The organism is Kitasatospora sp. NPDC051853 (assembly GCF_044452665.1).
In the GTDB taxonomy this organism is placed as follows: domain Bacteria; phylum Actinomycetota; class Actinomycetes; order Streptomycetales; family Streptomycetaceae; genus Kitasatospora.
Window position 1 is genome coordinate 107,048 of record NZ_JBITBY010000007.1, and the last position, 19,910, is coordinate 126,957.

16 protein-coding genes are annotated in these 19,910 nt (G+C 71.4%); 11 read left to right on the forward strand and 5 right to left on the reverse strand.

What is annotated here, in order from left to right:
• Window positions 1-3 precede the first annotated feature (3 nt).
• Window positions 4-858 carry a serine/threonine protein kinase gene (locus tag ACIA8O_RS20925; RefSeq protein ID WP_396295426.1) on the reverse strand — a complete coding sequence of 285 codons (855 nt, stop codon included), beginning with the start codon at window positions 856-858 and terminating at the stop codon, window positions 4-6.
• Between the two features lie 198 nt (window positions 859-1,056).
• Entirely contained in the window at window positions 1,057-2,103 is a 1,047-nt protein-coding gene (locus ACIA8O_RS20930) for a hypothetical protein (protein ID WP_396295427.1), read from the reverse strand.
• A gap of 141 nt (window positions 2,104-2,244) precedes the next feature.
• Here ACIA8O_RS20930 and metH point away from each other — a divergent pair, with 141 nt between their 5' ends.
• The 3 genes from metH to ACIA8O_RS20945 all read left to right on the forward strand — a co-directional run bounded on the left by metH (window position 2,245) and on the right by ACIA8O_RS20945 (window position 8,608).
• Window positions 2,245-5,769: a methionine synthase gene (gene metH / locus ACIA8O_RS20935; RefSeq protein WP_396295428.1), complete on the forward strand. Its 3,525-nt coding sequence runs from the start codon at window positions 2,245-2,247 to the stop codon at window positions 5,767-5,769.
• 136 nt (window positions 5,770-5,905) lie between these two features.
• Window positions 5,906-6,610, forward strand: a complete 705-nt coding sequence (locus tag ACIA8O_RS20940) for an HAD family hydrolase (RefSeq protein ID WP_396295429.1) — start codon at window positions 5,906-5,908, stop codon at window positions 6,608-6,610.
• A gap of 396 nt (window positions 6,611-7,006) precedes the next feature.
• Window positions 7,007-8,608 carry an ABC transporter substrate-binding protein gene (locus ACIA8O_RS20945; RefSeq protein ID WP_396295430.1) on the forward strand — a complete coding sequence of 534 codons (1,602 nt, stop codon included), beginning with the start codon at window positions 7,007-7,009 and terminating at the stop codon, window positions 8,606-8,608.
• Window positions 8,609-8,689: 81 nt separating this feature from the next.
• Here the strand turns inward: ACIA8O_RS20945 and ACIA8O_RS20950 are convergent, their stop codons facing one another.
• Both ACIA8O_RS20950 and ACIA8O_RS20955 read right to left on the reverse strand, forming a co-directional pair.
• Window positions 8,690-9,361 (reverse strand): response regulator, encoded by a 672-nt coding sequence (locus ACIA8O_RS20950; protein WP_396295431.1) that lies wholly within the window; start codon window positions 9,359-9,361, stop codon window positions 8,690-8,692.
• Window positions 9,358-10,350 (reverse strand): RecB family exonuclease, encoded by a 993-nt coding sequence (locus ACIA8O_RS20955; RefSeq protein ID WP_396295432.1) that lies wholly within the window; start codon window positions 10,348-10,350, stop codon window positions 9,358-9,360. Before ACIA8O_RS20955 ends, ACIA8O_RS20950 begins: the two co-directional genes overlap by 4 nt.
• A gap of 314 nt (window positions 10,351-10,664) precedes the next feature.
• Between ACIA8O_RS20955 and ACIA8O_RS20960 the strand changes: the two genes are divergently transcribed.
• The 3 genes from ACIA8O_RS20960 (at window position 10,665) to ACIA8O_RS20970 (ending at window position 13,730) form a co-directional block, all read left to right on the forward strand.
• Window positions 10,665-11,825: a site-2 protease family protein gene (locus ACIA8O_RS20960; protein WP_396295433.1), complete on the forward strand. Its 1,161-nt coding sequence runs from the start codon at window positions 10,665-10,667 to the stop codon at window positions 11,823-11,825.
• Between the two features lie 112 nt (window positions 11,826-11,937).
• Entirely contained in the window at window positions 11,938-12,891 is a 954-nt protein-coding gene (locus ACIA8O_RS20965) for a tRNA (adenine-N1)-methyltransferase (protein ID WP_396295434.1), read from the forward strand.
• A 197-nt stretch (window positions 12,892-13,088) separates the two neighbouring features.
• Window positions 13,089-13,730, forward strand: a complete 642-nt coding sequence (locus tag ACIA8O_RS20970; protein ID WP_396295435.1) for a hypothetical protein — start codon at window positions 13,089-13,091, stop codon at window positions 13,728-13,730.
• 53 nt (window positions 13,731-13,783) lie between these two features.
• Here the strand turns inward: ACIA8O_RS20970 and ACIA8O_RS20975 are convergent, their stop codons facing one another.
• On the reverse strand, window positions 13,784-14,071 hold the full coding sequence (locus ACIA8O_RS20975; RefSeq protein ID WP_396295436.1) for a ferredoxin: 288 nt from the start codon (window positions 14,069-14,071) through the stop codon (window positions 13,784-13,786).
• 244 nt (window positions 14,072-14,315) lie between these two features.
• On the opposite strand from ACIA8O_RS20975, the gene arc reads away from it, so the two are divergent.
• The 5 genes from arc to prcA all read left to right on the forward strand — a co-directional run bounded on the left by arc (window position 14,316) and on the right by prcA (window position 19,854).
• On the forward strand, window positions 14,316-16,085 hold the full coding sequence (gene arc / locus ACIA8O_RS20980) for a proteasome ATPase (protein WP_396295437.1): 1,770 nt from the start codon (window positions 14,316-14,318) through the stop codon (window positions 16,083-16,085).
• A gap of 99 nt (window positions 16,086-16,184) precedes the next feature.
• Complete coding sequence (gene dop / locus ACIA8O_RS20985; RefSeq protein ID WP_396295438.1) at window positions 16,185-17,696, forward strand: depupylase/deamidase Dop; 1,512 nt, start codon at window positions 16,185-16,187, stop codon at window positions 17,694-17,696.
• A gap of 136 nt (window positions 17,697-17,832) precedes the next feature.
• Entirely contained in the window at window positions 17,833-18,051 is a 219-nt protein-coding gene (locus tag ACIA8O_RS20990) for a ubiquitin-like protein Pup (RefSeq protein ID WP_396295439.1), read from the forward strand.
• A 189-nt stretch (window positions 18,052-18,240) separates the two neighbouring features.
• A complete protein-coding gene (gene prcB / locus ACIA8O_RS20995) occupies window positions 18,241-19,083 on the forward strand; it encodes a proteasome subunit beta (RefSeq protein WP_396295440.1) in 843 nt (280 codons plus the stop codon).
• A gap of 33 nt (window positions 19,084-19,116) precedes the next feature.
• Window positions 19,117-19,854 carry a proteasome subunit alpha gene (prcA, locus tag ACIA8O_RS21000; RefSeq protein ID WP_396295441.1) on the forward strand — a complete coding sequence of 246 codons (738 nt, stop codon included), beginning with the start codon at window positions 19,117-19,119 and terminating at the stop codon, window positions 19,852-19,854.
• The last annotated feature ends 56 nt before the right edge of the window (window positions 19,855-19,910 follow it).

Genomic DNA, 19,910 nt, shown 5'->3' on the forward strand with positions numbered 1-19,910 from the left:
CGCTCAGCCGCGCCGGACGGGAGCCGTGGCGGAGGCCTCGGTGGGGGCTGCAGCGGGTGCCGGACCGCGGGCCGCGCCGGGAGCCGCGGCTCGGGGGCCGGCCACCGGTGGGCTGAGCCGCGGTGGACTGAGCAGCGCGAGGTGCTCCTCCCGCACCAGGTCGAAGCGGAGCGCGAGCGACACCAGCTCCTCCCGCTTGCGGCCGGTCCGCCCGCCGTCCTCGCAGTCGCGCAGCCGCAGCTTGGTCTCCGCCAGGTAGTCGATGTGGTAGTTGACGGCGGAGCGGGTCAGACCACGCCCGGCCGGGAGGGCGCGGAGCCGGGCCAGCACGTCGCCGACCCCCGGCACGGCCGCGGCCGAAGGGTCCCGCAGGCGCGGCTCGCAGAGGGCCAGCAGCACCAGGAAGTACTTCGCCGTCGAGTCCAGGGCGAAGGGGCTGACGGTGTGTTCGCCACCTTGGTGGTCCGGCGGCCCGTCCAGGTAGGCGTGCTGCGGGGCGAAGACCTTGAACTCGGTGGTACCGCCGACGGAGGGCAGCACCACCCGGGCGAACTCGAACGGCACGGGCGCGCCCAGCCGCCCCGGAGCGACCTTCAGGTGCTCGCCGGCCCCCTCCATGTTCTCCACCACGTACGTCGCCGTGGGGCTGAAGTTGGAGAGCCGCCAGTAGTCCTCCGCCGCGATGATCTCCCCGGCCCGCCGGGAGACCCCCTGGTCGGCCAGCTCGATCGCGACCGGGCGGTCCGGCGCACCACGGCCGAAGTCCGCCTGTTCGCCCGGCCCCATTCGGAGCAGAGGGGGCCGCTCCGAGGGGGGCGCCCCCGGGCGGCCGGGCAGTTGGACGATCACCGTGTCCATCGGGACTCCTTCCCGGGCCGACGGTCGTGCGCGAATCATGCTAGACGCTCCGCTGTCACGTGGTCACCATCCGTTCGGGTGGGTCTGGTTGACCGACCGTCAGCACAGCAGCCCGCCCGTCCCGTTACACCCCTCGGCTCCGCCCCTCTCGGCGCTGTACCCCTCGGCGCCGCGCGCCGCGTCCCCCTCCGCGCGTCCTCAGCACCACCCCGAGCGGTACGCCGCCCAGTGCTCCGGCGTGGCGGTGAAGTCCACGTACAGCGCCAGCCCGAAGGACTGCCGCCCCGGAGCCTCCCGGCCCAGCGCCAGCCGGGCGCCCCGGACGGCGGCGGCCACCGTCTCCGCCGAGCCCCGGTGGCCGAAGGTGTCGTCCCAGTAGGCGGGCAGCCCCATCAGCAGGTCCACCTGAGGCGGGGTCACCTCCAGGGCGAGCTCCGTCTGCTGCGCCACGTAGCCGCCGTACAGCGACTCGACCGGCATCGCGGTGTCGTAGGACATCACCGCGATCTGGTCCACCCTCCGGGCGACGTCGGCGAAGTAGGCCTGGGACCACCACTTGCCGTGGTCGAAGGCGGCCGTGGTCACCCGGTGCAGTCCGGGGAGCGGGTCGATCTGCGGGGAGGCCACCGAGAGCGGCACGCCCCGCGCGGAGGTCAGCGCCCGGGTCCGGTCCAGCACGTCCAGGAAGCCGGCCGAGCCGGAGCGCACCGGCTCCAGGTCGTAGTGCACCCCGTCGAAGCCGAGGTCCAGCACCTGCCCGGCCGCCCCGGCGATCCGGCCGCGCACCGCCGGATCGGTCAGGTCGAGCCCTTCCTTCTCCGGCCGGACGACGTCGCCCAGCCAGGACTGGACGCGCAGCCGGGGCAGCAAGCGGTGCACCTCCTCGACGAACTGACGCGCCCTCGGGTACCGGCCCGCCTGGAGCGAGCCGTCGTGCTCCAGCGGCCCGGTGTGTACGTACAGGTCACGCACCCCCGTCCCGGCGAGCAGCCGCGTCAACTCGGCGACGTCGGCCTCCCCCTTGCGCCCGTCCACCCAGGCGTGCCCGAGCCAGACCGCGTCCCGTCCCCTGGTCACGGCCTGGGGCGAGGGCTCGCCGGAGTAGGCCAGCCTGAGTGCGGCGGCCGCCGTCGCGAGCGGAAGCAGCGTCAGGACCGCACCCAGCAACAGCGCCAGCAGGGAGCAGTACGCGGCCCTCCTGCGGCGGGTCGCAACTGACCAGGTCCGCCGGAATTTCTTGATCATCCGTCCTCCTCGTGGAAGGCGGACGCTCAGGATGCGGAACGGGTTCCCGACCTTGGCCGTGGTCCGGCTACCCTGACCGCGTGCCTCCCGTACACGGACGGGTCGCATAGCCGACAGCCGTCGCACCCAGGGAGTAGCCCCATGGCCACCGCCGTCCCCTTTTCCACCCCGCAGGACCGCGCGAAGGAGCAGGACCGCGCGAACGAACTGCGTGCAGCCCTCACCACCCGCGTGGTGGTGGCCGACGGTGCGATGGGCACCATGCTCCAGGCCCAGGAGCCGAGCCTCGAGGACTTCCAGCAGCTCGAGGGCTGCAACGAGATCCTCAACCTGACCCGCCCCGACATCGTGCGCTCCGTCCACGACGCCTACTTCGAGGTCGGCGTCGACTGCGTCGAGACCAACACCTTCGGCGCCAACTACTCCGCACTGGGCGAGTACGAGATCTCCGACCGGATCTTCGAGCTCTCCGAGGCCGGCGCCCGGGTGGCCCGCGAGTCGGCGGACTCCTTCACCGCGAAGGACGGCCGCACCCGCTGGGTGCTCGGCTCGATCGGCCCCGGCACCAAGCTGCCGACCCTGGGCCACGCCCCCTACGAGACGCTCCGCGACGGCTTCCGGGACAACGCGGCCGGGCTGATCGCCGGCGGCGCCGACGCGCTGCTGGTGGAGACCAGCCAGGACCTGCTGCAGACCAAGGCGGCCATCCTCGGCTGCAAGGCCGCGCTGGCCGAGGCCGGCCTGGACCTCCCGATCCTGGCCCAGGTCACCGTCGAGACCACCGGCACCATGCTGCTGGGCTCCGAGATTGGCGCCGCGCTCACCGCGCTGGAGCCGCTCGGCATCGACTACATCGGCATGAACTGTGCCACCGGCCCGGCCGAGATGAGCGAGCACCTGCGCTACCTGGCGAAGAACGCCAGGATCGGCCTCTCCTGCATGCCGAACGCGGGCCTCCCGGTCCTGGGCAAGGACGGCGCCCACTACCCGCTCAGCCCGGTCGAACTGGCCGACGCCCACGACACCTTCACCGCCGAGTACGGCCTCTCGCTGGTCGGCGGCTGCTGCGGCACCACGCCCGAGCACCTGCGCGCGGTGGTCGAGCGGGTCCAGGGCCGTCCGGTGGTGGCCCGCGACCCGCAGCCCGAGCCCTCCGCCTCCTCGCTCTACCAGCCGGTGCCGTTCCGTCAGGACATCTCCTACCTGGCGATCGGCGAGCGCACCAACGCCAACGGGTCCAAGAAGTTCCGCGAGGCGATGCTCGCCCAGGACTGGCAGGCCTGCGTCGAGATCGCCCGCGAGCAGATCCGGGACGGCTCGCACATGCTCGACCTCTGCGTCGACTACGTCGGCCGGGACGGCGTGGCCGACATGAAGGAGATCGCCGGCCGCCTCGCCACCGCCTCCACCCTGCCGATCGTGCTGGACTCCACCGAGCCGCAGGTGCTGCGCGCCGGCCTGGAGGCGCTCGGCGGCCGCGCGGTGCTCAACTCGGTCAACTACGAGGACGGCGACGGCCCGGAGACCCGGTTCGGCCGGATCGCCTCGCTGGCCCGTGAGCACGGCGCCGGTCTGATCGCGCTCACCATCGACGAGGAGGGCCAGGCCCGCACCGCCGACAAGAAGGTCGAGATCGCGGAGCGCCTGATCACCCAGCTCACCACCGAGTACGGCATCGACGAGGGCTCGATCCTGGTCGACTGCCTGGCCTTCACCCTGGGCACCGGCCAGGAGGAGTCCCGCCGGGACGGCATCGAGACCATCGAGGCGATCCGCGAGCTGAAGCGCCGTCACCCCGCGGTGCAGACCACCCTCGGCCTCTCCAACATCTCCTTCGGCCTCAGCCCGGCCGCCCGCCAGGTGGTCAACTCGGTCTTCCTGAACGAGTGCGTCGAGGCCGGTCTGGACTCGGCGATCGTGCACGCCTCCAAGATCCTGCCGATGGCCCGGATCCCGGAGGACCGCCGCACCGTCGCGCTCGACCTGGTCTACGACCGCCGGGCCGAGGGCTACGACCCGCTGCAGAAGCTGCTGGAGCTCTTCGAGGGCGTCAGCGCCGCCTCCAACGCGGCCTCCAAGGCCGAGGAGTTGGCCGCCCTCCCGCTCGACGAGCGGCTCCAGCGCCGGATCATCGACGGCGAGCGCAAGGGCCTGGAGGCCGACCTGGACGAGGCCCTGACGGAGCGTCCGGCCCTCGACATCGTCAACACCACCCTGCTCGCCGGCATGAAGGTGGTCGGTGAGCTGTTCGGCTCCGGCCAGATGCAGCTGCCCTTCGTGCTCCAGTCCGCCGAGGTGATGAAGACCGCGGTGGCCCACCTGGAGCCGCACATGGAGAAGTCCGACGACGAGGGCAAGGGCACCATCGTGCTGGCCACCGTCAAGGGCGACGTCCACGACATCGGCAAGAACCTGGTCGACATCATCCTGTCCAACAACGGCTACACCGTGGTCAATCTCGGCATCAAGCAGCCGGTCTCGGCGATCCTGGACGCCGCCCAGGAGCACCGCGCCGACGTGATCGGCATGTCCGGCCTGCTGGTGAAGTCCACCGTCATCATGAAGGAGAACCTGGAGGAGCTGAACCAGCGTCAGCTGGCCGCCCAGTTCCCGGTGATCCTCGGGGGCGCCGCGCTCACCCGCGCCTACGTCGAGCAGGACCTGCACGAGATCTACGAGGGCGAGGTCCGCTACGCCCGGGACGCCTTCGAGGGCCTGCGCCTGATGGACGCGCTCATCGCGGTCAAGCGCGGCGTCCCCGGCGCCTCCCTGCCGGAGCTGCGCCAGCGCCGGCACGCCCGGGTCGAGGTCCAGGAGCCGGAGGAGCCGAACCTCGGCCAGATCCGCTCCGACGTGGCGGTGGACAACCGGATCCCCACCCCGCCGTTCTGGGGCGACCGGATCGTCAAGGGCGTCCCGTTCGCCGACTACTCCTCCTGGCTGGACGAGGACGCGCTCTTCAAGGGCCAGTGGGGCCTCAAGGCCGCCCGGGCCGGCGAGGGCCCGTCCTACGAGGAGCTGGTGGAGACCGAGGGCCGCCCGCGCCTGCGGATGTGGCTGGACCGGCTGCAGACCGAGGGTTGGCTGGAGGCCGCCGTGGTCTACGGCTACTTCCCGGCCGCCTCCAAGGGCGACGACCTGCTGGTCTACAACGCCGACGGCACCGAGCGCACCCGCTTCACCTTCCCGCGCCAGCGCCGTGGCCGCCGTCTCTGCCTGGCCGACTTCTTCCGTCCGGAGGAGAGCGGCGAGCGGGACGTGCTCGGCCTCCAGGTGGTCACCATGGGGAACCGGATCTCCGAGGCGGCCAACGAGCTGTTCGCCGCCAACGCCTACCGCGACTACCTGGAGCTGCACGGCCTCTCGGTCCAACTGGCCGAGGCGCTGGCCGAGTTCTGGCACGCCCGGGTCCGCTTCGAGCTGGGCTTCGGCGACGAGGACCCGCAGGACGTCAAGGACATGTTCCAGCTCAAGTACCGCGGCGCGCGGTTCTCGCTCGGCTACGGGGCCTGCCCCGAGCTGGAGGACCGGGCCAAGATCGCCGACCTGCTGAAGCCGGAGCGGATCGGGGTCGTGCTCTCCGAGGAGTTCCAGCTCCACCCCGAGCAGTCCACGGACGCGATCGTGATCCACCACCCCGAGGCGAAGTACTTCAACGCGAGGTAACGAGGTAGCCGCGTTCCGTTCGTGTCGTTCCGGCGCACGGGGCGTATCCTGGATCACCCTGAACGGGCCGGTCCGCTCACCGCGGACCGGCCTGCGTCATCTCCGGGGACGCCCGCCGACGGGAAGGACGCCCACCATGACCACGATCTCCACCGCCACCCAGCTGCCGGGCCGGGGCGACGGGCTCGACCCGCAGGCCGTCCTGCTGGACATGGACGGCACCCTGGTCGACACCGAGCACTTCTGGTGGCAGGCGGAGGCCACGCTCTTCGCCGAGCTCGGCCACGAGCTGAACGAGGCGGACCGCGAGCACGTGGTCGGCGGCCCGATGAGCCGCGTCCTGGACTACCTGATCTCGACCACCGGTGTGACGCTCACCCCGGCCGAGCTCACCGTGCTGGTCAACCAGCGGTTCGTCGACCTGCTGGCCGGCGGCGTCCCGCTGATGCCCGGGGCCGAGCGGCTGCTCAACACCCTGGCCGCGCACGGCATCCCGGCCGCCCTGGTCTCCGCCTCGCACCGGCACGTGATCGACATCGTGCTGGAGAGCCTGGGCCACCACCACTTCGCGTTCACCCTGGCCGGTGACGAGGTCGCCCGCACCAAGCCCCACCCGGACCCGTACCTGGCCGCGGCGGCCCGCCTGGGCGCGGACCCGGCCCGCTGCGTGGTGGTGGAGGACGCCCCGACCGGGGTCCGCTCCGCCGAGGCGGCCGGCTGCCCGGTGATCGCGGTCCCCTCGGTGGCGCCGATCGAGCCGGCCCCGGGCCGGACGGTGATCGGTTCGCTGGAGCAGCTCGACCTGGAGCTGCTCCGCTCGGTCGTGGCCGCCCGGGTCTGACGCGCACCGCCCGCGGACGCCGAGGGCACCACCTCCGGACCCCGAGGGGCACCACTTCCAGGCACTGGGAGGCACTGAGAGGCACCACTCCCGGACACCGGGGGGCACCGCCCGCAGGGCAGGACGGGCACCGCTCTCCGGTGTGACTTTGCCCACTCTGGGCGATGGTGCGAGCCCCCGTTCGTGGGACGAATCGGGCATTGTCTGACAAGACGTCAAGGTTCCGGTCCGGACGGGCCGTCCCGTGATCACTACCGGTGATATTCGTACAAGTTCGATGTGGCACGCTTCATCCGGTTCAGTGACTCACGCCCGACCGCCGTGCGCCCCCACCCGGGCAGCGGCTTCGGCAGCCACCGGCTCACCGTCGGTCCGTCCGAGAAGGAACGTTCCCGCATGACTTCTGCCAACCGTCTGGCTGTACTGGCGTGTGCCACCCTGGTCGTCACCTCGGCCGCGGGCTGCGCCTCGGCCAAGAAGGTGGTCACCGGCGGCGACGACGGCAAGGGCGCCATCACGATGGGGACGACCAACGTCACCAAGGTGCTCGACCCGGCCGGCGCCTACGACAACGGGGCCTGGCTGGTGCTCAACAACACCTTCCAGTCGCTGCTGAAGTTCCCGGCGGGCGCCTCCGTCCCGCAGCCCGACGCGGCCCAGTCCTGCGGCTTCACCGGTGGTGGCACCACCACCTACAAGTGCACCCTGCAGAGCGGTCTGAAGTTCTCCAACGGCCACCCGCTGACCGCCCAGGACGTGGTCTTCTCGGTCGAGCGGATGAAGAAGATCGCGGACGAGAACGGCCCGTCCAGCCTGCTCGACACCGTCGAGAAGGTGACCGCCAAGGGTGACCTCGAGGTGGAGTTCCAGCTGAACACCCCGGACGCGGTGCTCCCGGCCAAGCTGGCCACGGCGGCCGGTTCGATCGTGGACCACCAGGTCTTCCCGGCCGACAAGCTGCTGCCCAACGACAAGCTGGTCGGCTCCGGCCCGTACAAGATCGACGCGATCGAGGCCGGCGACAACGGCGGCCCGGCGAAGGTCACGCTGACCGCCAACGGCGACTACCGGGGCGAGGCCAAGCTCCAGAACAACAAGTTCGTCGTCCGCTACTTCGCCGACAGCGACGCGCTGAAGAACGCCCTGGAGTCCGGCGACATCGACCTGGCCGACAACGGTCTGGACCCGGCCACCGCCGCCAAGCTGAAGGACGAGCAGCTGACCGGCGCCGGCAAGCTCAAGGTGGCCGAGGGCGACAGCGGCGAGACCCGCTTCCTGACCTTCAACACCAAGGACGCCGTCACGGGCAACGTGGCCGTCCGCCAGGCCGTCGCCCAGCTGCTGGACCGCAAGGTGCTGGCCCGCGACGTGTACGCGCGCACCGTGCAGCCGCTCTACTCGGTGGTCCCGGCCGGCATCACCGGTCACAACACCGCCTTCTTCGACCGCTACGGCGAGCCGGACGTGGCCAAGGCCAAGAAGCTGCTCGCCAACGCCAAGGTGCAGACCCCGGTGAAGTTCACCCTCACCTGGTCGCGCTCCCGGGCCGGCGACGCCGAGGCCAAGGAGATCAAGAAGCAGCTGGAGGCCAGCGGCCTGTTCCAGGTGAACGTCCAGCAGGAGGCGGACTGGAACGCCTTCCAGAAGGGCTGGAACGACGGTTCCTACCAGGCCTACACCGTCGGCTGGACCCCGGACTACGCGGACGCGGACAACTTCGTCGGCCCGCTGCTGGTCGACGGCGGCGCCTTCCACAACGGCTGGGACGACCCGAAGATCAGCCAGAAGCTGCTCCCGGAGAGCATCAAGCAGACCGACCGCAGCGCCGGCGGCGCCTACGGCCAGGTGCAGAACCTGGTCGCCGAGGCCGTTCCGATGCTCCCGATCTTCCAGAACAAGGCCTTCTACGCCTCCCGCACCGACATCACCGGCGTGGACAGCACGGTGGACACCACCGGCGTGTTCCGCTTCTGGGAGATCGGCCGCACCAAGAAGTGACGTTCCGTCACCCCTGACACGACGAAGCCCGCCCGCTCCGAGCAAGGAGCGGGCGGGCTTCGTCGTGCCGGGAGGGAGCCGCTACTGGGCGCCCGGACGGACCAGGCCGCTCTCGTAGGCGTACACCGCGGCCTGCACCCGGTCCCGCAGTTGGAGCTTGGTCAGCACGTGGCCGACGTGGGTCTTCACGGTGGTCTCGCTGACGTACAGCTCGCCGGCGATCTCCGCGTTGGAGAGGCCGCGGGCGACCAGCTTGAGCACCTCCAGCTCACGCTCCGTCAGGGCGGTGAGTGCCTGCGGCGGGGCCTCGTCGCCGGACGGCAGCTTGGTGGCGTACATGTCCAGCAGCCGGCGGGTGATCGAGGGCGCCAGCATCGCCGCGCCGTCGGCCACCACCCGGATCGCCTGCACCAGCTCCTCGGCCGGGACGTCCTTGAGCAGGAAGCCACTGGCCCCCGCCCGGAGCGCCTCGACCACGTACTCGTCCAGGTCGAAGGTGGTCAGCACCAGCACCTTGGCCGGACCGTCCCGGCCGGGGCCGGCGATCCGTCGGGTGGCCTCGACCCCGTCCATCCGGGGCATCCGGATGTCCATCAGCACCACGTCCGGCTGGAGCGCGCGCACCTGGTCGAGCGCCTGCTGCCCGTCCCCGGCCTCACCCACCACCACCAGGTCGGACTCGGCCTCCAGGATCATCCGGAAACCGGTTCGCAGCAGCGGCTGGTCGTCGACCAGCAGCACTCGGATCGTCACTCGGACTCCTTGCTCGTCTCTTCGCTCGTCCGCCCCGCGGCCGGAGGCAGCTCCGGCCCGGGACCCTCGTCGGTCCGCCCCGCGGCCGGAAGCACGTCCGGCCCGGGGACCTCGTCGTCGTGCGGCCGCCGCTGGAGCGGCAGCGGGTAGGGCGGGGGAGTGCCCCCGAACTCCGGGCAGCTGGCCTTGTGGTCGCACCAGTCGCAGAGCCGGTTCCGGGTGGCCGGGAAGTCCCCGGTGGCCACTGCCCGGTTGATGGTCTCCCAGAGCGCGGTGAGCTTGCGCTCCACCGCCAGCAGGTCGGCCTCGTCCGGGTCGTAGGTGACCACGTCACCCCCGCCGCCCAGGTAGACCAGCTGGAGGCGCTTGGGCAGCACGCCCTTCCACCGCCAGACCACCAGGGCGTAGAACTTCATCTGGAACATCGCCTTGCCCTCGAAGTCCCGCGAGGGCGCGCGGCCGGTCTTGTAGTCCACCAGCCGGACCTCGCCGGTCGGGGCCACGTCCACCCGGTCGATGTAGCCGCGCAGCAGCAGGCCGGAGTCCAGCACCGTCTCCACGTAGAGCTCGCGCTCCACCGGGTGCAGCCGGGTCGGGTCCTCCAGCCGGAACCAACGGTCGATCAGCTTCTCGGCGTCGCCCAGCCAGCGGGTCAGTGCCGTGCCGTCCGGGTCGTCCGGGAAGAGCCCGGCCAGCTCCGGCCGCTCGCCGAGCAGCCGCTCCCACTGCGGGCGGAGCAGGCCGAGCGCCTGCTCCGGGGTCCGCTCCGCCGCCGGGCTGTCGAACAGCCGCTCCAGCACCGCGTGCACCACCGTGCCCCGGGTGGCCGCCGAGCTGGGCGGTTCCGGCAGCTTGTCGATCACCCGCAGCCGGTAGAGCAGCGGGCAGGTCATGAAGTCCCCCGCCCGGGAGGGCGAGAGTCCGGTCGGCGCCTGGGCCGGCCGGGGCGCGGCGGGCGCCCCGGTGGAGCGGTCGGTCTCGTGCTGCATACCCCGACCCTATTGCCCCGGGCTGCCATCCCGCCGTCACCCCACTGTCACGGCCGATCCGACGGTCCGGACACGGCTCGGCAACGACGGGGGCGGCCCGTGCGTTGACCGGGTACAGGACCGGCACGGGGCGGACGGCCGGATCCGGCCGGAGATCACGTAGCGTGGCGCGGTGGGGCCCGCACGGGCACCACGGGCACCACGGGTGCCACACGGGCGCCACGGGACGACGCGGACACCCGTACGGTGCCCGCCGCAGGACGACGACGCCCGTACGGCGGGCACCGCAGGACGACGAGGACGAAGGGACCACGGTGAGCGAGAGCAGGGGTCAGCAGGAGCGGCCGGGCGGCATCCTGATGGGCCGTCCGTTCGGCGTGCCGGTCTACGTCACCCCGTCCTGGTTCGTGATCGCCGCGTTGATCACCTGGATCTTCGGCGGTCAGCTCACCGAGGTGCTCCCCGAGCTGGGCGGCACCCGCTACCTGGTCTCCTTCTCCTTCGCGGTGGCCTTCTACGCCTCCGTCCTGGTGCACGAGCTGGCGCACACCGTGGTCGCGCTCCGGCAGGAGCTCAACCCGCGCCGGATCCAGCTCCAGTTCTTCGGCGGGGTCTCGGAGATCGAGAAGGAGGCGCCCACCCCGGCCCGGGAGTTCTGGCTGGCCTTCGTCGGCCCGCTGCTCTCGCTGGTCCTCGGCGGCCTGTTCTACCTGGCCTTCCTGGCGGTCCGGCCGGCCAGCGTGCCCGGTGTGCTGCTGGCCGGACTGTTCGTCAGCAACCTGGTGGTGGCCGCCTTCAACCTGCTGCCCGGTCTCCCGCTGGACGGCGGCCGCATCCTGCGGGCGCTGGTCTGGGGCCTGACGGGCCGTCCGATGACCGGCACGGTGGCGGCCGTCTGGGCGGGCCGGGTGCTGGCCCTGGTGGTGCTGTTCGGGCTGCCGGTGCTGGCCGCGGCCCGCGGCGGGGCGGAGCGTTCGACCACCGACAGCCTGATCGACAGCGTGCTGGCGGCGATCCTCGCCGTGATCATCTGGAACGGGGCCGGCGGCGCCCTGCGCAACGCCCGCCTCAAGCAGGCCCTGCCCGGCCTGCGGCCCGTCGGGCTGGCCCGCCGGGCGGTCCAGGTCACCGCCGACACCCCGCTCGGCGAGGCGGTCCGGCGGGCCCGGGAGGCCGAGGCCGGGGCGATGGTGGTGGTGGACGGCCGGGGCGAGCCCACCGGGCTGGTCAAGGAGGCGGCGGTGAACGCCGTCCCGGAGCACCGCCGTCCCTGGGTCCAGGTCGGCGCGCTGGCCCGCGACCTGGAACCGGGCCTGCGGCTGGGCACCGAGCTCTCGGGGGAGGAGCTGCTGGCCGCGCTCCGGAGTACCCCCGCCACCGAGTACCTGGTGGTCCGCCCGGACGGCACCGTCTACGGGGTGCTCACCCTGACCGACCTGGAGCGGTACCTCAGCACCGCGATGGGCCGCCGCTGAGCGGGAGCCGGGCAACCACGGAGCCGCCGCCGGGCAGCCGCGGAGCCGCCGCCGGGCGCCCCGGCCGACCCGCTGGTCGGCCGCGCTCCGCCGGTCCCTTAGGATTGCCGTCATGTCCGAACCGACCGGTGCCACCCGCCGACGCGGGCCCTTCCAGGTCGGGGACCAGGTCCAGCTGACCGACCCCAAGGGCCGCCACTACACGTTCACGCTCCAGGCCGGGAACCAGTTCCACACCCACAAGGGTGCGTTCCCCCACGACGAGCTGATCGGCGCCCCCGAGGGCACTGTCGTGCGCACCACGGGGAACGTCCCGTACCTCGCGCTGCGCCCCCTGCTCCCCGACTACGTCCTCTCCATGCCCCGCGGCGCCGCCGTGATCTACCCCAAGGACGCGGGGCAGATCCTGGCCATGGCCGACATCTTCGCGGGCGCCCGCGTGGTCGAGGCGGGCGTCGGCTCCGGCGCGCTCTCCACGTACCTGCTGCGCGCCGTCGGTGACACCGGCATGCTCGCCTCGTACGAGCGCCGCCAGGACTTCGCCGACATCGCGAAGAGCAACGTGGAGCGCTACTTCGGCGGGTCGCACCCGGCCTGGAAGCTGACGGTGGGTGACCTCCAGGACAACCTGGTGGAGACCGACGTCGACCGCGTCATCCTCGACATGCTCGCTCCCTGGGAGTGCCTGGACGTCGCCTCCAAGGCGCTCGTCCCCGGCGGTCTGATCTGCTGCTACGTGGCCACCACCACGCAGATGTCGAAGACCGTCGAGGCGCTCCGGGAGCACGGCACCTTCACCGAGCCGCAGGCCTGGGAGACCATGGTCCGCACCTGGCACCTGGAGGGCCTCGCGGTCCGCCCGGACCACCGGATGATCGGCCACACCGGCTTCCTGCTCACCGCCCGCCGCCTGGCCGACGGGGTCGAGCCCCCGCTGCGCCGCCGCCGCCCCGCCAAGGGCGCGTACGGCGAGGACTACGACAACGGCACCCCGGAGCCGAGCCTCGCCGAGCGCGCGGCCGCCCGGGCCGCCGCCAAGGCCGGGTCCGAGGCCGAGTCCGAGTAACGGCGCCGCCACGACGAACGAACGACCGAAGGGTGCACCCGTCCGCGGGTGCACCCTTCGTCGGTTCCGGGGGAGAAGGGTGCGGAGAGCTCCGGGGGAGAAGGACGCGGAGAGCGGGGAGCGGTGGGTCACCGCGCGCCCCCGGGCGTGGGATGATGCTCCCTCACACGCCACCCCGCCCAGGAGGGGACTGCCTGGTGGAACTCGCGGCCGAGACGGTGCAGATGACGACGGTGCAGACGGAGCAGACCGGAACGGACCACGGGCCGGGGGCCGGCCGGAGCCGGATACGTCACTGGGTGCTGGTCGCGGCGGCCACCGCCGCCGTGATCGCCGCGGGTCTGGCCGCCGGTCCGGCCGGCGGCGTGGTCCGGCCGACGGCGCACCCCGCCGGGCCCACCGCCTCGAAGGCCCCGGCCGCCCTGCCGAAGGAGTCCGCGCCGGACCCGGCCAAGGCCGCCCTGCCGCTCGACTGCGGCCCGTTCCCGGTGAAGGTCTCGCTCAGCTTCGCGGCCCTGCTCGACGGCCGCCCCAGCACCGTCCTGGCCGCCCACTGCGACGCCGGCAACGGCACCCCGCCGGACGGCGTCTACCTGCTGACCAACGGTCAGGACGGCCGCCCGCGGGTCGCCGCCACCCTGCTGGAGGACGCGGCCGGCCGCACCGTCACCGAGCTCAAGCTGCGCAGCGACGGCACCCTGACCGCCCGCGCCAAGGGCTACTCCAGCGACGAGGTGCCGCGCTACGCGCCGGACCTGCTGGTCTCCCTGGAGTGGCGCAAGCAGGCCGGTGGCGGCTGGCTCAGGTCCGAACGCACCGAGCCCGCCGCCACCGCCTGAGCCACCGCCTGAGCCACCGTCACCCGACGGCGCGTCAGGCCGCACCGCTCGCGTCAGTCCGCGTCGGGCCCGTACACCTCGACCCGGTCGCTCACCCGGCGGACGTGGATGCAGTCGCCGGGGCACTCCTTGGCCGAGTCCACCACGTCCTGAAGCAGCGTCAGCGGCACCGGTGCGGTCTCGCCCGGCTGCTGGCGCAGCTCGTCGTCGTCACCCTTCACGTAGGCCAGGCCGTCGATGTCCAACTCGAAGACCTCCGGGGCGTACTGGACGCAGATGCCGTCCCCGGTGCAGAGATCCTGATCGATCCAGACTTCCAGTGCTTCCTGGGTCTCCGACATGTCCCCTACCGCTCCTTCTGGCGAACTCCACGTACCGCGCCGGACACCGCCCGGTCACGATCGGACACCGAGCCTACCCGTCGGCCGCATTAGCGGGCCGACGGTGGGTATCCACTCAGCACGGGGGGCAGCATCCGAGCGCGAAGATCGGACACGCCCGGCCTTCTTTCTGATCTACGGGTTTACCCGGCAGGAATGAAGGTAGGTTTGGGTCGTCCAGCTCCCCCAGGAGGAGGTGAGGACCGTGGCATCCCACGATGACGACTACAACCGCAGCGCCGGCCGGCCCGCACGGGGTTCCGACGACCAGGCAGCTCAGGTCTCGTACCTCGAGCAGGAGATCGCCGTCCTGCGCCGCAAGCTCGCCGACTCACCGCGCAATTCGAGGATCCTCGAAGACCGCATCGTCGAGCTCCAGACCAACCTGGCCGGTGTGACCGCCCAGAACGAACGGCTCGTCTCCACGCTCCGGGAGGCCCGCGACCAGATCGTGGCCCTCAAGGAGGAGGTCGACCGGCTGGCCCAGCCGCCCGCCGGGTTCGGCACCTTCCTGAGCGCGAACGAGGACGGCACGGCCGACATCTTCACCGGCGGCCGCAAGCTGCGGGTGAACGTCAGCCCCAGCGTCGACCTCGACGAGCTCCGCCGCGGCCAGGAGGTGATGCTCAACGAGGCGCTGAACGTCGTGGACGCGCTCGCCTTCGAGAGCATCGGCGACATCGTCACCCTCAAGGAGGTGCTGGAGGACGGCGAGCGTGCGCTGGTCACCGGGCACACCGACGAGGAGCGGGTGGTCCGGCTCGCCGAGCCGCTGCGCGAGCTGACGCTGCGTCCGGGTGACGCGCTCCTGCTGGAGCCGCGTTCCGGCTACGTGTACGAGGTGGTCCCGAAGGCCGAGGTCGAGGAGCTGGTCCTTGAGGAGGTCCCGGACATCGACTACCGCCAGATCGGCGGTCTGGGGAACCAGATCGAGCAGATCCGGGACGCGGTCGAGCTGCCGTACCTGCACGCGGACCTGTTCAAGGAGTACGAGCTCCGGCCGCCGAAGGGCGTCCTGCTCTACGGCCCGCCCGGCTGCGGCAAGACGCTGATCGCCAAGGCGGTGGCCAACTCGCTGGCCAAGAAGGTCGCCGAGGTGACCGGCCGGCCGCAGGGCAAGAGCTACTTCCTGAACATCAAGGGCCCCGAGCTGCTCAACAAGTACGTCGGCGAGACCGAGCGGCAGATCCGCCTGGTCTTCCAGCGGGCCCGGGAGAAGGCCAGCGAGGGCACGCCCGTCATCGTCTTCTTCGACGAGATGGAGTCGCTCTTCCGCACCCGTGGGTCGGGCGTCAGCTCGGACGTGGAGAACACCATCGTCCCGCAGCTGCTCGCCGAGATCGACGGCGTGGAGGGCCTGGAGAACGTCATCGTGATCGGCGCCTCGAACCGCGAGGACATGATCGACCCGGCGATCCTGCGGCCCGGCCGTCTGGACGTCAAGATCAAGATCGAGCGCCCGGACGCCGAGGCCGCGAAGGACATCTTCTCCAAGTACCTCAAGGACTCGCTGCCGTTCCACCCGGACGACCTCAAGGAGCACGAGGGCTCCGTCGAGGCGACCGTCGGCGGCATGATCCAGGCCGTGGTCGAGCGGATGTACACCGAGACCGAGGAGAACCGCTTCCTGGAGGTCACCTACGCCAACGGTGACAAGGAGGTCCTGTACTTCAAGGACTTCAACTCCGGCGCGATGATCCAGAACATCGTCGACCGGGCGAAGAAGATGGCCATCAAGGCCTTCCTCGACACCGGCCAGCACGGCCTGCGGGTGGCGCACCTGCTGGCCGCCTGCGTGGACGAGTTCAAGGAGAACGAGGACCTGCCCAACACCACCAACCCGGACGACTGGGCCCGGATCTCCGGCAAGAAGGGCGAGCGCATCGTCTTCATCCGGACCCTGGTCACCGGCAAGCAGGGTGCCGAGTCCGGCCGCTCGATCGACACCGTGGCCAACACGGGTCAGTACCTGTAAGACGCCCGTCCCACCGTCCGGCTGCGGTGCCCCCACCCGGGGCCCGCAGCCGGACGGCGCGTCTTGGGACACCATCGGAACCCGGGCAAGGAGGGCCGCATGACCGTACGGCGCGTGATGGGGATCGAGACCGAGTACGGCATCTCGGTGCCGGGCCACCCGAACGCCAACGCGATGCTCACCTCGTCCCAGATCGTCAACGCCTACGCGGCCGCGATGCACCGGGCACGGCGGGCCCGCTGGGACTTCGAGGAGGAGAACCCGCTGCGCGACGCGCGCGGCTTCGACCTCGCGCGAGACGTGGCGGACGCCAGCCAGCTGACCGACGAGGACATCGGCCTGGCCAACGTCATCCTCACCAACGGCGCCCGGTTCTACGTGGACCACGCGCACCCCGAGTACAGCTCCCCGGAGATCACCAACCCGCGGGACGCGGTGCTCTGGGACAAGGCCGGCGAGCGGATCATGGCCGAGGCGGCCGCCCGCGCGCTGGAGCTGCCCAACGGCCAGCGGATCAACCTCTACAAGAACAACACGGACAACAAGGGCGCCTCCTACGGCACCCACGAGAACTACCTGATGCAGCGGTCGACGCCGTTCGCCGACATCGTCCGCCACCTCACCCCGTTCTTCGTCTCCCGCCAGGTGGTCACCGGCGCCGGCCGGGTGGGCCTGGGCCAGGAGGGCGGCGCGGACGGCTTCCAGATCAGCCAGCGGGCGGACTACTTCGAGGTCGAGGTCGGCCTGGAGACCACCCTCAAGCGCCCGATCATCAACACCCGGGACGAGCCGCACGCGGACGCCGAGAAGTACCGCCGGCTGCACGTGATCATCGGCGACGCCAACCTCTCGGAGATCTCCACCTACCTCAAGCTGGGCACCACCGCGCTGGTCCTGACGATGATCGAGGACGGCTTCATCACCGCCGACCTGGCCGTCGACCAGCCGGTCCGGACCCTGCACCGGGTCTCCCACGACCCGTCCCTGCAGTACCTCGTCCACCTGCGCAGCGGACGGAAGCTGACGGCCGTTCAGCTCCAGATGGAGTACTTCGAGCTGGCCCGCAAGTACGTCGAGGACCGCTACGGCCAGGACGCCGACGAGCAGACCGTGGACGTGCTGCTGCGCTGGGAGGACGTGCTCAACCGGCTGGAGAACGACCCGATGAGCCTGTCGAAGCAGCTCGACTGGGTCGCCAAGAAGGAGATCCTGGAGGGCTACCGCCAGCGCGACGGCCTGGACTGGGACAACCCCCGGCTGCACCTGGTCGACCTCCAGTACAGCGACGTGCGCCCCGACAAGGGCCTCTACAACCGCCTGGTGGCCCGCGGCCGGTTCGACCGGCTGGTGACCGAGGAGGACGTCACCCGGGCGGTCTCCAAGCCGCCGGAGGACACCCGGGCGTACTTCCGCGGCCGCTGTCTGGAGCAGTACGCCGACCACGTGGCGGCGGCCTCCTGGGACTCCGTCATCTTCGACCTGCCGGGCCGGGACTCGCTCCAGCGGGTGCCGACCCTGGAGCCGCTGCGGGGCACCCGCGGCCACGTGAAGGACCTGCTGGACCGCTGCCGGACGGCGGAGGACCTGCTCCGGGTCCTGTCCGGCGGGTAACGTCTCGATCACCAGGGGTGAACTTTCCGCGAAAAGGGAATCATCCTGACGAGGCGCGGACGTTGTACGGAAACCGGAAGCGGATGTCGTGGCCGGTGGATAGTGTCGGACCAACCGAGCGAGCGGGGTGAGGGAAATGGCCAGCAAGGACACCGGCGGTGGTCAGCAGCGGGCGAACCGTTCCTCCGAGGAGGTCGAGGAGCAGGCGGTAGACGCGCAGGCCGCCGAGGACCTCAAGGAGCGCCAGGAGAAGCTCAGCGACGACGTCGACGCGGTGCTCGACGAAATCGACGACGTCCTCGAGTCGAACGCGGAGGACTTCGTCCGTCAGTTCGTGCAGAAGGGCGGCGAGTAGCCGTCCGCCCGTAGTTCCGCCGCGCGCGGCAATCCCGTGGGAATTCCCCCGGGGTTGCCGCGCGCGGACCATCTGACGGCCGTTCCGACGCCCCGGAGAACCACCTGTCGCCGACGAGGTGGTTGAGGGGCGAAGAACGGGTAGTCTCCGGTTCACACAGCGCCAGTTGATCTACCTGGAAGGAATCGAGTGGAAGCCAACACTGGTGGCACCGGGCGTCTACCGGCTGCCTTCCTGACCCCGGGTTCGTCGTCGTTCATCGACTTCCTCGCGCAGCACTCGCCGGAGATGCTGCCCGGCCGCCGCGCGCTGCCGGAGGGCCTCACCATCGAGGCGCCGCACGGCACCACCATCGTCTCGGCGGTCTTCGACGGCGGCGTGGTGCTCGCCGGCGACCGCCGCGCCACCATGGGGAACGTGATCGCCCAGCGGGACATCGAGAAGGTGTTCCCGGCCGACGAGTACAGCGCGGTGGGCATCGCGGGCACCGCCGGCCTGGCGGTCGAGATGGTCCGGCTGTTCCAGCTGGAGCTGGAGCACTACGAGAAGATCGAGGGCACCGTCCTCTCCCTGGAGGGCAAGGCCAACCGGCTCACCACGATGATCCGGGGCAACCTCGGGATGGCCATGCAGGGCCTGGCCGTGGTCCCGATGTTCGCCGGCTACGACCTCAACCTCGGGCGCGGCCGGATCTTCACCTACGACGTCACCGGCGGGCGCTCCGAGGAGCGCGGCTTCGCCGCCACCGGCTCCGGCTCGGTCTTCGCCCGGGGCTCGATGAAGAAGCTCTACCGCGAGGACCTGACCGCCGAGCAGGCCTCCACCCTGGTGGTGCAGGCGCTGTACGACGCCGCCGACGACGACTCCGCCACCGGCGGCCCGGACCTGGCCCGCAAGATCTTCCCGATCGTCTCGCTGATCACCGAGGACGGCTTCCGCCGCCTCTCCGAGGACGAGGTCTCCGAGATCGCGGTCTCCATCACCGACCAGCGCCGCGAGCACCCCAACGGGCCGCAGGCCCCGCTCCTCTAGTCCGCCACCACCTCCCAGGAAGGGGACGGCCAGGTGTCCACACCGTTCTACGTCTCGCCCCAGCAGGCCATGGCGGACCGCGCCGAGTACGCCCGCAAGGGCATCGCCCGCGGCCGCAGCGTGGTCGTGCTGACCTACGCCGACGGCATCGTCTTCGTCGCGGAGAACACCTCGCGGGCGCTGCACAAGGTCTCCGAGATCTACGACCAGATCGCCTTCGCCGCGGTCGGCCGCTACAACGAGTTCGAGAACCTGCGGATCGGCGGCGTGCGCTACGCCGACCTGCGCGGGTACTCCTACGACCGGGCCGACGTGACCGCCCGCGGGCTGGCCAACGTCTACGCCCAGACCCTCGGCACCATCTTCTCCTCGGTCGGCGAGAAGCCGTACGAGGTGGAGCTGATCGTGGCCGAGGTCGGCCGCACCGCCGAGGACGACCAGATCTACCGGCTCACCCCCGACGGTTCGGTGGTGGACGAGAAGCACGCCGTGGTGGTCGGCGGGAACGCGGACTCGATCGGCAACTACCTCGGCCAGAAGCACCAGCCCGGGCTCAGCCTGGCCGGGGCGCTCAAGCTGGCGGTGGACGGCTTGGCCAGGGACCCGAACGGCGGCACGCCGCGGACCCTGACGCCGGACCAGCTGGAGGTCGCGGTCCTGGACCGCACCCGCTTCCAGAAGCGGAAGTTCAAGCGGGTGCTGGGCGGGCAGCTGAGCCGTCTGCTGGCCGGCGACGAGTCGGCCGCCGCCGAGGAGAGCACCGAGGAGTAGGGAGCAGCGGGAGCCGTCCGGCGCGGCGGCTCCCGCTCCACCGCGGCGAACTGACG